The following is a 17311-nucleotide window of genomic DNA, read 5'->3' as shown; positions in this document are numbered from 1 at the left end:
CCCGGGGCTTAGCTTCAGCGGCTGATGGTGGCTTGCAGGGCATCGATGGAGGACTGGATGCCTGCCTCGGTGGACATAGTGAAATCCTCCATTTCGAGACTCACCCAGCCATTGTAACCGGCCATGCGTACCACGGAGAAAAATTCCTTCCACCATTGCAGGTCATGGCCGGCACCGACAGCCACATAGTTCCAGCTGCGGTTGGCGACGTCAGTCACCTCTTTCAGCTCCAGCAGACCGTTCACATCCGCCAGGCCGCGTTCGATGCGGGTGTCCTTGCCATGGCAATGGTGGATCGCGCTGCCGAGGGCTCGGGCAGAGGCGATGGGGTCGGCTCCCATCCACATCAGGTGCGACGGATCGAGATTCATGCCGACCGTCGGGCCAACCTCGTTGCGCAGGCGAAACAGGGTTTCCGGGTTCCAGACGAGCATGGCCGAGAAATTCTCGAGCGCATATTTTTCAACGCCCGCTTCCTTGGCGAGCTTCACGAGCCCGTGCCAGAGTGGGAAGGCGCGGTCTTCCCACTGGTAACGGTCGCGCTCCGGCATCTCGTTCGGCCAGCTCTTGGTGTACACGAGCCAGTTCGGCACCGTGTCGCCGGGTGCAGCCTCCGGCAGACCGGACATGGTGACGATCTTCGTCACGCCGATTTCGCCCGCCAACCGAACCGTATCCTGCATTTCCCTCAGGTGGCGCTTGCCCATATCGCCGGGATCGAGCGGATTGGCAGAGCAATTCAGCGCGGCGATCTCGAGGCCGCGGGCCTCGATTTCCTTTAGTTTGGACTTGAGCAGCCCCTTGTCCGCCAGAAGTTCGTCCGCCCGGAAATGTGGGCCGCTGGACCAGCCGCCGCCAGTCATCTCGATGCCCTCGACGCCGAGCGCGACACATTTGTCGAGCATTTCGGTGAAGGGCAGGTTTGCCATGACGTCGGTACAAATTGCGAGTTTCATCGTGTCGTCTTTCTAAAAAGGCATGGGGACGCGCTTGAGGAGGAGGAGGACGGGAGAGTGGTCCGGCGCGCCCCCAAACTGGTTATGCGAAGTCGACCCAGGCGGCGCCGGCATCGGCCGAACGGACGCAGTTTTCCAACCAGCGGACGCCTTCCGTGCCAGCCGTGATGCCGGGATAATGGTGGGTTTTCAGGAAAGCCTGATCGCTGCGATTTGCCGCGTCGATCGCCTGGGCGATCCAGAGATAGATGTTCGACCAGCTGTCCCCGAGACCTTCAGTATGCAGCGCGCCCATGCGGTCGATGGCGAGGCTTTCCTGTTCCAGATAGGGCATGCCATGGTGCATGATGCGGCCGGGTTCGCCCTGAACTTCGTAGATCAGCTGGTCGGGATGGGAATCGGACCATTCGAGCGACGCCTTGGAGCCGACGAAACGGTAACGCTGCGACCCCATATTGCCGGCATTGACGGAGGAGACCCAGAGGCGGCCGCGCGCGCCATTGTCATAATGCATCAGGACGGTGGCGTGGTCTTCCAGCGGCGCGCGCGTGGGGATGAAGGCCTTGCGGTCGCAGAGCAGCCGTTCCACCTTCATATGCGGCAGCACGACTTCCGAGAGATAATAGAGATGCGTGCCGATATCGCCCAGCACGAAGGTCGGGCCGGCAGTGCGTGGGTTGGTGCGCCATTTGACGGCCTCTCCCGCGCCCACATCGTCGCCGGCATTGAAACCATGGGTATATTGCAGGTCGACGATACGGATGTCGCCCAGCATTCCCTTTTTGACCATGGCAGCCATCTGATGGACGAGCGGATGCCCGGTAAAGCCATAGGTGACGCCGACGATGAGGCCCTTCTGTTCGGCCAGCCGCGCCACTTCTTCGCATTCCGCCACGGTGAAGAACAGCGGTTTTTCGCAGATGACATGCAGTCCGGCTTCAAGGCAGGCCTTGGTGATCTCGTAATGGGTGAAATTGGGGGTGGCGATGGAGACGACGTCCACACCGTCTTCGCGCGTCGTCTCGCCGGCAATCAGCGCCTTGTAGTCCGCATAGCAGCGTTCCGCCGCCACGCCGAGATTGACGCCGAAGTCTCTGCCTCGTTCGGCATCGAGGTCGAAGGCGCCCGCGACGAGCTGGTAGTTGCCGTCGCGCAGGGCGCCGGTGCGGTGCTTGTAGCCCACCTGTCCCGTGCGTCCGCCGCCCACCATGGCCCAGCGCAGCGGGCGCGAAATCAGTCTTTCTCCGTTGATCATGTCAGTCGTCTTTCCATTTGATGTTGCGAATGGCCGCGGCGGGAGGCGGGGTCCGCCTCGGGCTCAGCGCCGGTTTGCCGCGTCATTTCTTGAAATAGAGGTCGATATAGTCCTGCATTTTGGCGCGCATGAACCGGCTCGATTCATCGGCCCTGTCCTCCCAGGCGAAGACGCAGGAGGTCATGATGCCGTCGAAGCCGATTTCAGCGAGCGTGCCGAAGAAATCGTCCCACGGCACCTCGCCCTGGCCAATATTCAGGTGCTGGTGCACCCGCGCCTGTGTGCCCGGCGGATTGAGGATATAGCGAAGCCCGGAGCTGGCCTTGTGGTTGAAGGTGTCGCCCACATGCACATGCGCCAGCACATCCTTCGCTTCGCGCAGCATCGCCTTGGTGTCGTCGCCGAAATAGAAGGTGTGCGGTGCGCAATAGAGGAACTTCACATTCTTCGAATTGACCGTGCGGATGATGTCCAGCGCCGGCTGCAATGTCTCGCACCAGTCCTCGGGATGCGGCTCGACATGCAGGTTGATGTTCTCGCGCTCGAAGATCGGCACCAGCTCTTCCATCGAGCGCCACCATGCATCCTCGCAGGCCTCGATCATCGAGCCGGTATGGCAGCAATAACATGACCCCTTGTCGGGATGCGGTCCGCGGCCGAATTCGGAATTCATCGTGTCGACCTCCAGTTCGATGGCGATCTCGATGGCGCGCTTCCAGTGTTTCACTGCCGCCTGCCGTTCGGTCTCATCATTGGAAGCCCAGCGATACATGGGCAGCAAAGAGGCGATGCCGACATCGGCGTCCTTCAGCGCCTTCTTGAAAGACCTGATCCGCTCGGGAAAGACGCGCGGCGCCTTGAACCATTCGAGGAAATCCGCGCGCGGGCTGAGTTCGATCCAGTCGTAGCCGAGTTCCTTCACTTTGGCCGGAAGCTCATCGAGGCTGGTGAAACGATGCATGTGGGGGTCGATGGCGATCTTCATCGGTCTTGATCCTTGCTTTATGTCTTAATTCGAGGGTGGCTGCGGCGGATGGCCGTCATGGCTGGCCATGTAATTTTCCACCTCCGCGCCGAGGTCGGCGAGCGCTTCACCGCCGGCCATCAGATCGGTGATTTCCTCGCGGGATTTTTCACCCTTGCGGAAATTGGCGGCGACCGCGCCGCGAATGAGCACGGCGAAATGGTCGCCGACGGCAATCGCATGGGTGACCTGATGGGTGATGAAGATCACTGCGATGCCCCGCTTGCGCGCTTCCAGCACGATGCGCAGGACATGGGACGCCTGTTTCACGCCCAGCGCCGCTGTCGGCTCATCGAGGATCAGAACGCGTGCACCAAAATGCACCGCGCGGGCGATGGCGAGTGATTGCCGCTCACCGCCCGAGAGCCCGCCGATCAGGCGGTCGCCGTCATCGATGCGGGTGATGCCAAACTCCTGCACCGCCTTGACGGCGATTTCGTTTGCTCTCTTGCGGTCGTAGATCCGGAAAGGCCAGAAACCCTTGGTCGGTTCCGCGCCGATGAAGAAAGAGCGACCAATGCTCATCAGCGGAAAGGTTCCGCCGAACTGGTGTACGGTGGAAATGCCCATGCGCTGCGCATCGCGCGGCCCGTCGAAATCGACCGGCTTTCCATCCATCAGCACTTCGCCGGAACTGGGCTGGTAGACGCCGGCCAGCGTCTTGATCAGCGTGGATTTTCCAGCGCCATTGTCGCCAAGCAGGCAGAGCACCTCGCCGGCGCGCACCTTCAGCGAGATATCGTGAAGAACATCGATGGGGCCGAAGGATTTATTGACGTTTCTAAGTTCGAGAATGGGTGTCGACATCGTCTTGCCTCACTTCTTCTTCGGCGAATAGGTGAGCGCCATCACGCGGAAGGTGTTGTTCATCAGCACTGCCAAAAGCAGCATGACGCCGATGATGAGGCTCGACCAGTTGCGGTCAAAGGCGGTGAAATAAATGCCCTGATTGACGATGGCGAAGGTGATGGTGCCGAGAAATATGCCGATCACCGAACCGAAGCCGCCGGTCAGCAGCACCCCGCCCACGACGACCGCGATGATGGAGTTGAAGATGAAGGTCATGCCGGCCGAAACCTGGGCGACATTGAAGAGGATCGCCTGACAGACACCGACGAAGGAGGCGCTGACGGAGGAAAGGACAAAAAGCGTCACCGTCAGCTTGTCAGTGGGAATACCGGCGTTGCGGGCGCTCACGCGGTCGCCGCCCATGGCGAAAATCCAGTTTCCGAAGGGTGAATAATGGACGTAGAAGATATAGATCGCCGTCAGCAGTAGCCACCAGATGATGCTCACCTGAAAACTGCCGCCGATAAACTGTCCGAACAGGAATTTGGCGATGGGGCCGGATTGGGCGGGGCTGAGCGCCACGCTGGTTGTGCCGGTCAGCAGCACGGAAAAGCCGAGGATCAGCCCCTGCACCGCAAACAGCGTGCCGAGGGTGACGATCAGTGACGGCACCACGGTCCGTATCACCAGAAAGCCGTTGATCAGCCCGACGAGCACTCCAAGGCCAAGCGCGCCGATGATGCCAAGCCAGATCGGCATGCCATAATAACCGGTGATGATGGCGACCGTCAGCGCGCCGGCCGGGATCATAGCGCCGATGGAAATATCCAGCTCGCCGGAAATCATCAGCAACCCGACGGGAATGGCAACAATGCCGAGATTGGCGGCGACATTCAGCCAGCTTGCCGCGCCGGCCGGTTTCAGGAATTCGATGCTGCCGAAGACAACAAAGAAGGCAAGAACAAAAACAAGGCCAAGAAAGGCACCTGATTCCGGGCGACGCAGAAGGTCGCCCAAAGAGAGATTTTTCACGTCGTTCACTCCACTATTGACCCTGGGTTTTGCGGGGATGCCCTTGCCTGCCGATCCCGAACGCCGGCATTGCCGGGTGTCGGGATCGGGCGCGGATCATCGCTCAGCGCGCACCCTTGGCGACGCCGGCAAGCGTGGCCTGGATGTTGGATTTGTCGACGATGTTGGGGCCGGTCAGCACCGGCGCGGTCGGCAGATCGGTTCCGAAATCGATGGCTGAGGCGAGAAGCGTCACCGCCAGCAGCGATTGCAGATAGGGCTGCTGGTCGATTGCAAAACCCTGTGTCCCGTCCTTGATGCGGTCGAGGCCGGACTGGTTGAGGTCGAAGGTGCCGAGCAGGGCCGTTTCGGTTTTGCCGGCCTGCATCACGCCAATGGCGGCTGAATCCGCGTCACCCGCCGAAATGGTGAGGACGCCGTCAATCTTGCTGTCCTGAAGCAGCGTCGCCTTGATCGCCTCGGCGACCGCGGTGGCATCGCCAAAGCTGGTGGCGGGCAGCGGCAGCTGCTTGCCGCTGCCGCCGGCCTTGGTGATGCCGTCCAGAACACCCTTGCATCTGGCTTCGAGATTGGCGGCGCCCGGGACGGTGTTGACGCAGATGACGTTCTTCTTGCCCTGCTTGGCGAAATATTCGCCACCGGCGACGCCCGCCAGATATTCGTCGGAGCCGACATAGTTGATCGCACCGAGTTCCTTCGCCTTTTCATGGCCGCCGGCATTCATGAGAATGACCTTGATGCCGGACTTGATGGCTTCGCGGATCGCCGGGTCCTCGCCTTCCGGCACCCAGTTCGGAATGACGAGACCATCGACCTTCTGGCTGATGGCGGTCTGGATCAGCTGCACGACATCCGGCGCGAAATTGTCATAGGTCTGCAGACGCAGGTAATTGACCTTGCCGCCATTCGCCTCGACCACGAGGCGCGCGTCATCCACGCCCTTTTTGATGAGGTTCCAGAACGCATCATCGTTTTTACCGCCGACAACGGCGATGTTGGCCGCAGATGCGCCGCATGCCATCAACAGCGATGCCGCGCCCGCTATAAGAAATTTCTTGAAATATGCCATTGTTTCCTCCCTGCCCATTCTCCCGATGGGCCAAAATGACAAGATGATTTATATCTTTCATTTTCCTGAGAATGGAATTTATATTTCATTTAATGTTGCATTTCATATCATTCCGTGTCATTCATCGATGATACAATTGTGAGGCGCCATGAACCGACCCACCATTACCGATCTTGCGAAAGCCGCCGGCGTCAGCATCTCCACGGTCAACCGGCTGCTGCACGGTTCGACCGCCGTGCGTCAGGATACGATCGACCAGATTCTCAAGGCTGCAGAGGAGATCGGTTTTTATGGTCTCGGCACCATCAAGGACCGGCGTCGTGAGGCCATGCCCCACTACAGGCTCGGTTTCCTGCTGCAGCAATCCCATCGGCCGCTCTACCGGTTGTGGGCGGAAGGGATCGTCGCCGCTGCACGCCAGAGGCCGGACAGCGTTATCGAGCCGGATGTGGTTTTCGAGGACGATCTTTCGCCCGAGGCCGTTTCCGCCAATCTCCTGAAGATGGGGAAAACCTGCAGCGCCATTGCGGTGGTGACGGCCGATCATCCGCTCGTCAGCCAGGCGATCGACGAGCTGCGGGGCATGGGGGTTCCGGTGGTAACTTACGTGTCCGATCTATCGGCGGCGAGCCGCGCGGGTTTCGTCGGAACCGACAGTTGGAAACGCGGTCGGACTGCGGCATGGTTCCTCAGCCAGACGGTGAAGGGCGAGGGTGTGGTCGTGCCGCTGATCGGCAGCAACCGCTATCAGTGTCAGGATGTTTCGGATGCCAGCTTCCGCTCTTACATGCGCGAGAACACACCTGAATTGCAGGTGGCGGAAACGCTGCTAACTTTCGAAGAGCCTGAAAATGCCTATGTTATCATCCGCGACATGATCGCTGCTGAACCCGGCCTCCGGGGGATCTATGTCAATGGTGGTGGTATATCCGGCGTTCTTCGGGCACTTCGGGAATTACCGGTGGAAAGGCAGCGCGGCATAAAGATCGTCTGCAACGATATCGGCCCGGAAACGCGCAAGGGCCTGAACGAAGGGCTGATTACCGCCTCGCTGCCGCTTCCCCTCGACAGGATGCCGCAGCAATTGATCGATGTGATGTTACGGCGCGTCGAGAATGGGGACACATCCTCCGTCGAACAGCGGATCGTTCCGTTTGAAATCCTGACGCCCGAAAGCATCTGGACATAGCCAATAGGATCACTGGAATTCGAGGCTCATCCGGGCAAGATCGTCCCACAGGCTTTCGGCAAAACCGCGCAAAACGATGACTTCGAACACCTGCCCGTCAAGCCGGGTGAGATGGGCGGCGATATGGCCGATCAGCGTCGTGGCGGAGCGTCCCACCGGAAAAGCGGCGATGGAAAGATCGACCGCCGTTCCTTTTGCCAGCACCCGCTCGGCCATTCTGCCTTCGATTCGGATTCGTACGCGCCCCTGGCTCTGGTCCACACCCGTTGCCTGCGGTTCAAGCGCCGCAAGAAACGTCTTCATGTCCACGTGAGAGAGCGGCTGTTCGCCGACGATGAACCACTGGCCGGGAGAGACCGCCCGCACATCGCCTTTTGCGAGACTGGACAGGCGGACTTCCATATCCGCTGCACCGGGCGCGGCCAGCACATGGATGATTGCGGCTTCCGGCAGGGGAGAGAGCTTGATGGTGGTGGAAGCAATTGCTCCCTTTTTGCCCAGCATCGGGCGCAGGGTCGGCCGGAAACCAGATTTGAAATCAGGCTTGAAATCAGACATGGAGCTTCTCGTTCTCAGGGTCGAAGAAAACCGGATTGCACAGGCGCGCGGCGGTGAATTCATTGCGCAGACCGTTCCAGACCACGACTTCCTCGCCATCCCGCGCGGGGCCATTCTTGACGAGGGCGAGGCCGATGGTGGAACCGAGATGGGGTGAGAACGCGCTGGAGGTCACATAACCCTGATCGTTTTCCAGCGTTGCCGCTGCATCCTTCGCAAGAATATGCGAGCCGGTGCGGAAGGACTGGTTTTTATCAAGCGGCACGACGCCGATGAGGCTCGGACGGTCGGCGGCGGAAAGCCCCTCGCGCTCCAGCATCCGCCGGCCGATGAAATCGGCCTTGGTGGCAGAGACCATTTTGGCAAAGCCGAGATCGGCGGGCACCACCGTGCCATTGATCTCGTTATGGGTGACGTGGCCCTTTTCGATGCGCAGCACACCGAGTGCCTCAACGCCATAAGGCATGATGTTCTCGGACTTGCCCGCCTCCATCAGCGCATCGGCAATGCTTTCACCGTAACCGGCGGGGACGGCGAGCTCGTAGGCCAGTTCGCCGGAGAAGGAAATCCGGAACAGGCGCCCGTGCAATTGCCCGCCAAACAGCGAGATTTCTTTGGCCGCAAGAAAGGGGAAGGCCTCATCGGAAATATCCTCATCGAGGATTCTCTGCAGAATGGTACGCGCCTTCGGTCCGGCAATCGCCATCTGCGCCCATTGGTCGGTGACGGAGGCAAGCCGCACGTCGAGATCCGGCCAGAGCGTCTGGGCGCAGAATTCCAGATGGTTCATGACGCCTGCCGCATAGGCCGTGGTGGTCGTCATGAAGAAACGGTTTTCCTCCAGCCGGCTGGTGGTGCCGTCATCATAGATCATGCCATCTTCACGCAGCATCAGGCCATATCGCGCCTTGCCGACCGGCAGTTTCAGGAAAGCGTTGCAATAAACCCGGTTGAGGAATTCGGCGGCGTCCTTGCCGCAAATCTCGATTTTGCCGAGCATCGATACATCGCAGAGGCCGGCATTTTCGCGCACATTCAGAACTTCGCGGTCAACGCTTTCCCGCCAGCCGTTTTCACCGCTGCGGGGAAACCAGGAGGAGCGATACCAGAGCCCGGTTTCAACGAAGATGGCCCCATTCTTTTCGGCCCAGCCATGCAGCGGCGATTTGCGCACAGGCTGGAAATGCTGGCCGTGATAGGCTCCCGTCAGTGCGCCAAAGGAGACGGGCGTATAGAACGGCCGGAAGGTGGTGGTGCCGACATCCGCCGGGGAAACGCCGCGCGCCTCGGCCAGCAGCCCGATGGCATTGACGTTGGAAAGCTTGCCCTGATCGGTCGCCATGCCGTTTGTTGTATAACGCTTGGCCAGTTCGACATGGCCGTAACCTTCGTTGACGGCAAGGCCAAGATCCTTGCGATGGACATCATTCTGGTAATCGACAAAAGCTTTGGCCTTGATGCCGGGGATGGACCAGAGCGCCTTTGCGGGCCGGGCGACAACATCGTTTTCCACGACGCCGAATGTCGTTGTGGTCGCTGCAAAACCGAGATCCTGCGCAAGCGCCGCGCCCTTTCGCGCGCCATCCTCAAGGCAGGCGGCGATGCCGTTTATCGCGGACACCGCTCCGGCGAGTTCGAGCCCCTTGAGACTGGCGGGTGCAAGGAAGGCAACATTGTCTTCTGACCAGACCGGTTTTCCACCGCGATGGCAGGCAAGATGGATGATGGGGCTGAAACCGCCCGACATGGCCAGCGCATCGATATTCATGTTCTCCGTGCGGCCATTAGCATAAATCTCTATGGTGGACAGCGCCTTGCCGCCTTTTGCATTCGAGACGACTCCACCTTTGATAACACGCGCCTTGCCTTCGTAGCCCAAATTACCCTGCTCGCGACTATCGATGATGGCGGCGAGGGTGACACCCTGTGCTTCCAGATCGCGGGCGAGCGCATAACCGCTGTCGTTGGTGGTGAAAATCGCCGTCGCCGTGCCGGGGCTTACGGCATAATGGTTGAGATAACTGCGCATGGCGCCGGCCATCATCACGCCGGGAATATCATTGCCCCCGAAGACCAGCGGCCGTTCTTCCGTGCCGGTGGCGAGCAGCGCACGCTTGGCGACGATGCGCCACAGGCGCTCCACCGGCACATGCGCTTGCGGGTGGGCCACATGTTTTTGCACACGCTCCAGCGCGCCGAAGACATTGCCGTCGTACCAGCCGAAGGCAGTGGTGCGCGTCAGCACCGTCACATTCGGCAAGGCTTCGAGTTCGGCGACACATTGCGCCGCGAAATCGGCAGCGCTCTTGCCGCCGATTGTCGCGGTTTCGGAAAGGAGCCCGCCGCCTGCCATGGAATGTTCATCGACAATGATGACGCGCGCACCATGACGTCCTGCAGCAAGGGCAGCGGCCAGCCCCGCCGCGCCGGAACCGATCACCAGCAGATCGCAATGCGCCCAGCATTTGTCATAGGTATCCGGATCCGCCTCGTAACTCGCCTTGCCGAGACCGGCGGCTTTGCGGATGAAGGGCTCGTAGATTTTTTCCCAGAAGGCGGCGGGCCACATGAAGGTCTTGTAATAGAAACCCGCGCCGAGGAAGGGCGAAAGAAGGCCGGTCAATGCGCCGATATCGAAATCGAGTGAGGGCCAGCGGTTCTGGCTTCTCGCTTCCAGCCCGGCATAAAGCTCCTGCATGGTGGCGCGCGTGTTCGGTTCGGTACGGCCACCGCTGCCGATGGTCATCAGGGCGTTCGGCTCGGCGGCACCCGCCGTCAATATGCCGCGCGGGCGGTGGTATTTGAAGCTGCGGCCGACGAGTTGCTGGCCATTGGCGAGCAGGGCGGAGGCGAGGCTGTCGCCTTCGAAACCCTGCATCACCTTGCCATCGAAGGTGAAGGAACGCGGCTGGGTGCGGTCAATCAGACCGCCGGTCTTCAGGCGGCTGGATGTCATGGGCTTGTCACTTCCTTCTCTCCAGCGGCATCTCGGCAGGCGGATATCTCATGGGTGATCGTGTCGCGGGCGACGACCAGCCAGCGGCGGCAACCGGAGGTATGGTGCCAATATTCCTCATAGGCGCCGCGCGGATTGTCGCGCAGATAGACATAATCGAACCATTCATCGGCGCCGGCATCCGCCGCCGGCCGCTGAAAGGCGGCACCCTTGATGGTGAATTCTTCCTTGGGTCTTTGCCCGCAATGCGGGCAGGGCACGAGACTTGCCATTTCAGATGTCCTTGATCCGCCAGATAGCGGGATGGCGAAAAGTGTGAGCGGTTTTTCGCCTGAAATCCCGCTACAGATTTAGTGAAGGTTGGGCTGGGCGCCCTGGCCCTTTTCATCGATGAGGTATCCACGCCGGAAACGATCCAGCCGAAATGCGGTCGCCGTTTCCTGCGGTGTGCCGCGTGCGAGAAGATGGGCGAAGCAGAAACCGGAAGCGGGCGTCGCCTTGAAGCCGCCGTAACACCAGCCGGCATTCAGGTAGAGATTGTCGATTGGGGTTTGGTCGATGATCGGTGAACCGTCCATTGACATATCCATGATGCCGCCCCAGGAGCGCAGAACCCGGACGCGGGAAAGTGCCGGTATCATCGCCTTGCCGGCTTCCGCCACATGTTCGACTGTCGCAAGATTGCCGCGCTGGGCATAGGAATTGTAGCCGTCTATATCGCCACCGAAAACGAGGCCGCCCTTGTCCGATTGCGAAACGTAAAAATGGCCTGCGCCAAAGGTGACGACGCCATCGATGAAGGGTTTCAGGCCTTCCGAGACGAAAGCCTGCAGCACATGGCTTTCGATCGGCAGTTTCAGCCCGGCCATGGCGGCCACCTGCGATGAGTTGCCGGCTGCCGCCAGCGCCAGCTTGCCGCAGCCGATGAAACCCCTGTTGGTCTCGACACCCACGACACTGCCGTTTTCGCGGCGAATGCCCGTCACTTCGCAGCCCTGGATAATATCGACGCCTCGGCTGTCTGCACCGCGTGCATAACCCCAGGCCACGGCATCATGCCGCACGGTGCCGCCGCGCCTTTGCAGCAACCCGCCCTGAACTGGAAAGCGGGCATTGTCGAAATCGAGAAACGGCAGCATTGCCTTGACCGAGCCGCGATCCAGAAGTTCGGCATCGACACCGTGCAGCCGCATGGCATTGCCGCGCCTTGTATAGGCATCGCGCTGCGCATCCGAATGGAAGAGGTTCAGCACGCCCCGCTGGGAAACCATGGCGTTGAAATTGAAATCCTGCTCCAGCCCTTCCCACAGCTTCATCGAGAGCTCGTAGAATGGGTTGTTGCCCGGCAGCAGGTAATTGGAGCGGATGATTGTGGTGTTGCGGCCGACATTGCCGGAGCCGATGTAGTTTTTCTCCAGCACAGCGACATTGGTGACGCCGAATTCCTTGGCGAGATAATAGGCTGTCGCCAGCCCATGCCCGCCGCCGCCAACGATGATGACGTCATAATGCGGTTTCGGCGACACATCCCGCCAGGCGGGTTTCCACGCTTTGTTGCCAAAAAGGCCGTTCTTGAAAATGGAAAAGGCGGAATAGCGCATCTGGCGTACCTCGAACGATATCGTGCAAGCTTATCGGCGTCGTTCGAAAGATCATTGCAGATTAGGGACATTATGATTTAAAAAAGAGACATGACGACAATCGAGCAGAAGAACGCCCAGCGCATTGGTTTCATCCTGGTTACGAATTTCGCGTTGATGTCCTACGCCTCGGCGGCGGAGCCGCTACGGGCCGCCAATCTGATCGCCGGAACCGATCTTTACGACGTGGTTCCCCTGTCTTTCGACGGGGAAGCCGTCAGGAGTTCGTCCGGCATCATTGTTGGCTGCGAGGCACTCGCCGCCGCAGGGGAGCGATGCCACACGATTTTCGTCTGCGCGGGCGGCGGACCGCAGGACTGGACCGTTGCGGAAAATTCCTACGGGACGTTACGGCGGCTGGCGCGGCAGGGTGTCAGGATTGGGGGCATTTCCAGCGGCGCCTATGTGCTGGCAGCGGCGGGATTGCTGGAAAACCGCGATTTCACGATTCACTGGGAGCATGCGCCGGTGCTGAAAGAGGCCTTCGGCCATCTCACGCCCCGACAGGCGCGGTTTGTTTTCGATGGAGACCGCATCACCTGCGCCGGCGGCGTTGCCCCCCTCGACATGATGCATGCGATGATCTCGCAGAGAATGGGTGCTCATTTCGCAAGGCGCGTCAGCGACTGGTATCTGCACACGGCGGTGGCCGAACCCGGCGCGCCGCAGCGTGGCTCCTCGGCGGAACGCCATGGCACCAACCATCCGGCCCTGCTGACCGTGCTGGAAAAAATGGAGACGACCATCGAAAGCCCGCTCGACCGGCAGACCATGGCGAAACTGGCGGGAACCAGCGCGCGCCACCTCGACCGGCTTTTCGCAACCCATCTGAAAACGACGTTTCTGGAAACATACCGCGCGATCCGCCTCGATCACGCCCGGCGACTTCTGGAGCAAAGTCCTCTTTCCATCGCGGAAGTTGCCTTCGCGACAGGCTTCTCCAGTGCGGGGCATTTTTCAGGAAGCTTCAAGGCTCGCTTTGGTCACACACCGAATGCACTGCGGATAAAGATTTCCTCCGAATTAAAATAGTTTTCCTGTAAGGAAGAGAAAACACGATAATGCCGGAGAACCCCATGGCGAAGGACACCCCCAAGACCGAACAAGCGCAGTTCCTGTCGCAGGATCCGCATGCCGTTCGTGAGCCGAGGGTCAACAATCTGGAAATGGCGATCGGCCATGAGGTGCGCGCCTATCGCAAGAAGCTCGGTATCACGGTTACCGATCTCGCATCCGCCACCGGCGTTTCCGTGGGCATGCTCTCCAAGATCGAAAACGGCAATATCTCCCCGTCGCTCACCACGTTGCAGACGCTCTCCAAGGCGCTGGGGGTGCCGATCACGGCCTTCTTCCGCGGTTTCGAGGAACCGCGCAGCGCCACCTTCGTCAAGGCGGGGCAGGGCGTGAACATTGACCGCAGAGGCACTCGCGCCGGTCATCAATACAGCCTGCTCGGCCATATCGACAACAATACCAGCGGCGTCACCGTCGAGCCCTATCTCATCACGCTTACCAAGGATTCGGATGTGTTTCCGACCTTTCAGCATGAGGGCATGGAGTTTCTCTACATGCTGGAAGGCGAAGTGGTTTACCGCCACGGCGAGCAGCTTTTCACCATGCAGGCCGGCGACAGCCTGTTTTTTGACGCCGATGCGCCGCACGGGCCGGAGGAATTGGTGAAGCTTCCCGCCCGTTATCTGTCGATCATTTCCTATCCGCAAAGGCGGCTGGGCAATGATTGATAGTTTGCCTTAGAAGAAAAAAATATTCCTGTTAGTTGACGGAATGGAATTTCATATGTTAGCCCTTCATTCAGAAACGAATGGAGGTGCCTGTCGATGTGCGGCATTGTTGGACTATTCCTGAAAGACAAAAGCCTTGAACCGCAGCTGGGTCAGCTGCTTTCGGATATGCTGGTCACGATGACCGATCGCGGCCCGGATTCCGCCGGCATCGCGATCTACGGAAGTGTTGCCGATGGCCGGGCGAAAGTGACCATACAGTCGGCCGATCCGGCTGCCGATTTTTCCGGCCTCGCCGAAGCGCTGAAGGAAAGCGGCGTCGATGCCGTGATCACGGTGAAAAGCACTCATGCGGTCCTCGATATTCCCGCCGAAAAGCTGGACGGGATCCGCGCGGTTCTTTCCGCAATCCGCCCGAATGTGCGCGTGATGGGTTCCGGCGACAGCGTCGAAATCTACAAGGAAACCGGTCTTCCGAAGGATGTCGTCACCCGTTTCGACGTGCGCTCCATGGCGGGCACCCACGGCATCGGCCATACCCGCATGGCGACGGAATCGGCGGTGACGACGCTTGGTGCGCATCCCTTTTCCACCGGCGCCGACCAGTGCCTGGTGCATAATGGCTCGCTCTCCAACCACAATAATCTGCGCCGCGAACTGGTGCGCGAGGGCATGAGCTTCGAGACCCAGAACGACTCGGAAGTGGCCGCCGCCTATCTCACGGCGGAAATGGCCAAGGGCAAGGATCTGGGCGAGGCGCTGACCGGCGCGCTCGATGACCTCGACGGTTTCTTCACCTTCGTCGTCGGTACCAAATCCGGTTTCGGCGTGGTGCGTGATCCCATCGCCTGCAAGCCGGCTGTCATGGCCGAGACCGATCAATATGTCGCTTTCGGCTCCGAATATCGCGCGCTGGTCAATCTGCCCGGCATCGAAAATGCCCGTGTCTGGGAGCCTGAACCGGCGACCGTCTATTTCTGGGACCATGAAAAGGCCGCCTGAGACCCGTTCATCGGCGTATATTGCGAAAGTCATAATCCATGCCAGTTTTCGATCTCTCTCACACGCCATTGCGTGAACTCAACAAGGCGCTCCACGGCCTTTCCTCGGGCGCGAACGACACCGAATTCGAAGTCGTCAATCCGCGCGGCCATCATGCCGTCGCGGTCGGTATCGACAGTCCTGTGACGGTCGATGTCCACGGTTCGGTTGGTTATTATTGCGCCGGCATGAATGATGGCGGCACCGTCACCGTGCACGGCTCGGCCGGGCCGGGTGTCGCTGAGAACATGATGTCCGGCACGGTCGTCATCGAGGGCGACGCCTCGCAATATGCCGGCGCGACCGGTCGCGGCGGGCTTCTGGTCATCAGGGGCAATGCCGCTTCCCGCTGCGGCATTTCCATGAAGGGCATCGATATCGTCGTGAAGGGCAATATCGGCCATATGTCCGCCTTCATGGGCCAGTCCGGTCATCTCGTCGTCTGCGGCGATGCGGGCGATGCGCTGGGCGATTCCCTTTATGAAGCGAAGCTTTTCGTGCGCGGTTCCGTGAAGAGCCTGGGTGCCGATTGCATCGAGAAGGAAATGCGGCCTGAACATCTGGAGAAGCTTGCCGAACTTCTGGAAAAGGCCGGCGTTACCGATGTTAGCCCCAACGAGTTCAAACGCTACGGCTCGGCCCGCACGCTCTACAATTTCAACATCGACAACGCCGACGCGTATTGAGGCGAGGGATTTTCCGATGAGCTATCACAACCCCTTCACCCCGCCGCGCAAATCCGCGACATTCGACGACCATACGCTGGCGGAAATCCGCCGCGCGGCTGCGACCGGCATCTATGATATTCGCGGTGCGGGCACCAAGCGCAAGGTGCCGCATTTCGACGACCTCCTGTTTCTCGGCGCGTCCATCTCGCGTTATCCGCTCGAAGGCTATCGCGAGAAATGCGATACGACCGTGACACTCGGCACGCGCTTCGCCAAAAAGCCGATCACGCTGAAAACGCCGATCACCATTGCAGGCATGAGCTTTGGCGCTCTGTCAGGCAACGCCAAGGAAGCGCTCGGCCGTGGCGCGACAATCGCCGGCACATCCACCACGACGGGCGATGGCGGCATGACGGATGAGGAGCGCGGCCACAGCCAGACGCTGGTTTACCAGTATCTGCCCTCGCGTTATGGCATGAACCCGAAAGACCTGCGCCGTGCGGACGCCATCGAGGTCGTTGTCGGCCAGGGCGCGAAACCGGGCGGCGGCGGCATGTTGCTTGGCCAGAAGATTTCCGACCGCGTCGCCAATATGCGCAATCTGCCGAAAGGCATCGACCAGCGCTCCGCCTGCCGTCACCCTGACTGGACCGGCCCTGATGATCTCGAAATCAAGATCCTCGAACTGCGCGAAATTACCGACTGGGAAAAGCCGATCTACATCAAGGTCGGCGGCGCGCGGCCCTATTACGACACGGCGCTGGCGGTGAAGGCCGGTGCCGATGTGGTGGTACTTGATGGCATGCAGGGCGGCACGGCCGCCACGCAGGATGTCTTCATCGAAAATGTTGGCATGCCCACGCTTGCCTGCATTCGCCCCGCCGTGCAGGCGCTTCAGGATCTCGGCATGCACCGCAAGGTGCAGCTCATCGTCTCCGGCGGTATCCGTTCGGGTGCTGATGTCGCCAAGGCGCTGGCGCTCGGCGCCGATGCGGTTGCGATTGGAACGGCGGCGCTGGTGGCGCTCGGCGATAATGATCCGCATTGGGAAGCAGAATATCAGAAGCTCGGCACAACAGCAGGCGCTTATGATGACTGGCATGAGGGCAAAGACCCCGCCGGCATCACCACGCAGGACCCGGAGCTTGCCGCTCGCCTCGATCCCGTCGCCGCCGGCCGCCGCCTTGCCAATTATCTGAAGGTCATGACGCTGGAGGCGCAGACCATCGCGCGCGCCTGCGGCAAGAACCATCTCCACAATCTGGAGCCGGAAGATCTGGTGGCGCTGACGATGGAGGCTGCGGCAATGGCGCAGGTTCCGCTGGCGGGAACAAACTGGTTCCCGGGGAAAGGCAGCTTTTAAAACAAAAAGATCGGACGGACGCATTTGGG

Annotated in this window: 16 protein-coding genes; 6 read left to right on the top strand and 10 right to left on the bottom strand. The window is 60.3% G+C overall.

Features of this window, described 5'->3' with window-relative positions; all coding sequences use genetic code 11:
* Nucleotides 1-14 precede the first annotated feature (14 nt).
* The 6 genes from ACQZ5F_RS17580 to ACQZ5F_RS17555 all read right to left on the bottom strand — a co-directional run bounded on the left by ACQZ5F_RS17580 (nucleotide 15) and on the right by ACQZ5F_RS17555 (nucleotide 6125).
* A complete protein-coding gene (locus ACQZ5F_RS17580; RefSeq protein WP_137087037.1) occupies nucleotides 15-956 on the bottom strand; it encodes a sugar phosphate isomerase/epimerase family protein in 942 nt (313 codons plus the stop codon).
* Between the two features lie 82 nt (nucleotides 957-1038).
* The gene (locus ACQZ5F_RS17575) at nucleotides 1039-2211 is read right to left on the bottom strand and encodes a Gfo/Idh/MocA family protein (protein ID WP_225338819.1); all 1173 of its coding nucleotides are present in this window, start codon (nucleotides 2209-2211) and stop codon (nucleotides 1039-1041) included.
* An 82-nt stretch (nucleotides 2212-2293) separates the two neighbouring features.
* Complete coding sequence (locus ACQZ5F_RS17570; protein ID WP_052819390.1) at nucleotides 2294-3196, bottom strand: sugar phosphate isomerase/epimerase family protein; 903 nt, start codon at nucleotides 3194-3196, stop codon at nucleotides 2294-2296.
* A 24-nt stretch (nucleotides 3197-3220) separates the two neighbouring features.
* Nucleotides 3221-4042, bottom strand: coding sequence for an ATP-binding cassette domain-containing protein (locus ACQZ5F_RS17565; RefSeq protein WP_052819391.1), 822 nt, complete (start codon nucleotides 4040-4042; stop codon nucleotides 3221-3223).
* Between the two features lie 9 nt (nucleotides 4043-4051).
* A complete protein-coding gene (locus tag ACQZ5F_RS17560) occupies nucleotides 4052-5056 on the bottom strand; it encodes an ABC transporter permease (protein ID WP_046800041.1) in 1005 nt (334 codons plus the stop codon).
* A 103-nt stretch (nucleotides 5057-5159) separates the two neighbouring features.
* On the bottom strand, nucleotides 5160-6125 hold the full coding sequence (locus ACQZ5F_RS17555; RefSeq protein WP_137087031.1) for a substrate-binding domain-containing protein: 966 nt from the start codon (nucleotides 6123-6125) through the stop codon (nucleotides 5160-5162).
* A 148-nt stretch (nucleotides 6126-6273) separates the two neighbouring features.
* On the opposite strand from ACQZ5F_RS17555, the gene ACQZ5F_RS17550 reads away from it, so the two are divergent.
* Nucleotides 6274-7314, top strand: a complete 1041-nt coding sequence (locus ACQZ5F_RS17550) for a LacI family DNA-binding transcriptional regulator (protein WP_225338818.1) — start codon at nucleotides 6274-6276, stop codon at nucleotides 7312-7314.
* A 9-nt stretch (nucleotides 7315-7323) separates the two neighbouring features.
* Here the strand turns inward: ACQZ5F_RS17550 and soxG are convergent, their stop codons facing one another.
* The 4 genes from soxG to ACQZ5F_RS17530 form a co-directional block, all read right to left on the bottom strand.
* On the bottom strand, nucleotides 7324-7872 hold the full coding sequence (soxG, locus tag ACQZ5F_RS17545; protein ID WP_225338817.1) for a sarcosine oxidase subunit gamma family protein: 549 nt from the start codon (nucleotides 7870-7872) through the stop codon (nucleotides 7324-7326).
* Nucleotides 7865-10828 (bottom strand): sarcosine oxidase subunit alpha, encoded by a 2964-nt coding sequence (locus ACQZ5F_RS17540; protein ID WP_225338816.1) that lies wholly within the window; start codon nucleotides 10826-10828, stop codon nucleotides 7865-7867. The genes soxG and ACQZ5F_RS17540 overlap by 8 nt, the downstream gene beginning before the upstream one ends.
* Entirely contained in the window at nucleotides 10825-11100 is a 276-nt protein-coding gene (locus ACQZ5F_RS17535; protein ID WP_225338815.1) for a sarcosine oxidase subunit delta family protein, read from the bottom strand. Before ACQZ5F_RS17535 ends, ACQZ5F_RS17540 begins: the two co-directional genes overlap by 4 nt.
* A gap of 78 nt (nucleotides 11101-11178) precedes the next feature.
* Nucleotides 11179-12429, bottom strand: a complete 1251-nt coding sequence (locus tag ACQZ5F_RS17530) for a sarcosine oxidase subunit beta family protein (protein WP_225338814.1) — start codon at nucleotides 12427-12429, stop codon at nucleotides 11179-11181.
* Nucleotides 12430-12519: 90 nt separating this feature from the next.
* Between ACQZ5F_RS17530 and ACQZ5F_RS17525 the strand changes: the two genes are divergently transcribed.
* The 5 genes from ACQZ5F_RS17525 (at nucleotide 12520) to ACQZ5F_RS17505 (ending at nucleotide 17282) form a co-directional block, all read left to right on the top strand.
* Entirely contained in the window at nucleotides 12520-13500 is a 981-nt protein-coding gene (locus ACQZ5F_RS17525; protein ID WP_225338813.1) for a GlxA family transcriptional regulator, read from the top strand.
* A 29-nt stretch (nucleotides 13501-13529) separates the two neighbouring features.
* Nucleotides 13530-14210: a helix-turn-helix domain-containing protein gene (locus ACQZ5F_RS17520; protein WP_046799986.1), complete on the top strand. Its 681-nt coding sequence runs from the start codon at nucleotides 13530-13532 to the stop codon at nucleotides 14208-14210.
* A 96-nt stretch (nucleotides 14211-14306) separates the two neighbouring features.
* Nucleotides 14307-15212 carry a class II glutamine amidotransferase gene (locus ACQZ5F_RS17515; RefSeq protein ID WP_225338812.1) on the top strand — a complete coding sequence of 302 codons (906 nt, stop codon included), beginning with the start codon at nucleotides 14307-14309 and terminating at the stop codon, nucleotides 15210-15212.
* Between the two features lie 38 nt (nucleotides 15213-15250).
* Nucleotides 15251-15937, top strand: coding sequence for a GltB/FmdC/FwdC-like GXGXG domain-containing protein (locus tag ACQZ5F_RS17510; RefSeq protein WP_225244050.1), 687 nt, complete (start codon nucleotides 15251-15253; stop codon nucleotides 15935-15937).
* Between the two features lie 16 nt (nucleotides 15938-15953).
* The gene (locus ACQZ5F_RS17505) at nucleotides 15954-17282 is read left to right on the top strand and encodes an FMN-binding glutamate synthase family protein (protein WP_046799983.1); all 1329 of its coding nucleotides are present in this window, start codon (nucleotides 15954-15956) and stop codon (nucleotides 17280-17282) included.
* The last annotated feature ends 29 nt before the right edge of the window (nucleotides 17283-17311 follow it).

It is taken from the genome of Agrobacterium sp. 22-210-1 (genome assembly GCF_053522525.1).
This window is presented reverse-complemented; position numbering and strand designations above follow the sequence as displayed.

Excerpts from the sequence above, each read along its gene's own strand:
- ACQZ5F_RS17580 (WP_137087037.1), bottom strand. The coding sequence starts at position 956 with ATGAAACTCGCAATTTGTACCGACGTCATGGCAAACCTGCCCTTCACC.
- ACQZ5F_RS17575 (WP_225338819.1), bottom strand. The coding sequence starts at position 2,211 with ATGATCAACGGAGAAAGACTGATTTCGCGCCCGCTGCGCTGGGCCATG.
- ACQZ5F_RS17570 (WP_052819390.1), bottom strand. The coding sequence starts at position 3,196 with ATGAAGATCGCCATCGACCCCCACATGCATCGTTTCACCAGCCTCGAT.
- ACQZ5F_RS17565 (WP_052819391.1), bottom strand. The coding sequence starts at position 4,042 with ATGTCGACACCCATTCTCGAACTTAGAAACGTCAATAAATCCTTCGGC.
- ACQZ5F_RS17555 (WP_137087031.1), bottom strand. The coding sequence starts at position 6,125 with ATGGCATATTTCAAGAAATTTCTTATAGCGGGCGCGGCATCGCTGTTG.
- ACQZ5F_RS17550 (WP_225338818.1), top strand. The coding sequence starts at position 6,274 with ATGAACCGACCCACCATTACCGATCTTGCGAAAGCCGCCGGCGTCAGC.
- soxG (WP_225338817.1), bottom strand. The coding sequence starts at position 7,872 with ATGTCTGATTTCAAGCCTGATTTCAAATCTGGTTTCCGGCCGACCCTG.
- ACQZ5F_RS17540 (WP_225338816.1), bottom strand. The coding sequence starts at position 10,828 with ATGACATCCAGCCGCCTGAAGACCGGCGGTCTGATTGACCGCACCCAG.
- ACQZ5F_RS17535 (WP_225338815.1), bottom strand. The coding sequence starts at position 11,100 with ATGGCAAGTCTCGTGCCCTGCCCGCATTGCGGGCAAAGACCCAAGGAA.
- ACQZ5F_RS17530 (WP_225338814.1), bottom strand. The coding sequence starts at position 12,429 with ATGCGCTATTCCGCCTTTTCCATTTTCAAGAACGGCCTTTTTGGCAAC.
- ACQZ5F_RS17525 (WP_225338813.1), top strand. The coding sequence starts at position 12,520 with ATGACGACAATCGAGCAGAAGAACGCCCAGCGCATTGGTTTCATCCTG.
- ACQZ5F_RS17520 (WP_046799986.1), top strand. The coding sequence starts at position 13,530 with ATGCCGGAGAACCCCATGGCGAAGGACACCCCCAAGACCGAACAAGCG.
- ACQZ5F_RS17515 (WP_225338812.1), top strand. The coding sequence starts at position 14,307 with ATGTGCGGCATTGTTGGACTATTCCTGAAAGACAAAAGCCTTGAACCG.
- ACQZ5F_RS17510 (WP_225244050.1), top strand. The coding sequence starts at position 15,251 with ATGCCAGTTTTCGATCTCTCTCACACGCCATTGCGTGAACTCAACAAG.
- ACQZ5F_RS17505 (WP_046799983.1), top strand. The coding sequence starts at position 15,954 with ATGAGCTATCACAACCCCTTCACCCCGCCGCGCAAATCCGCGACATTC.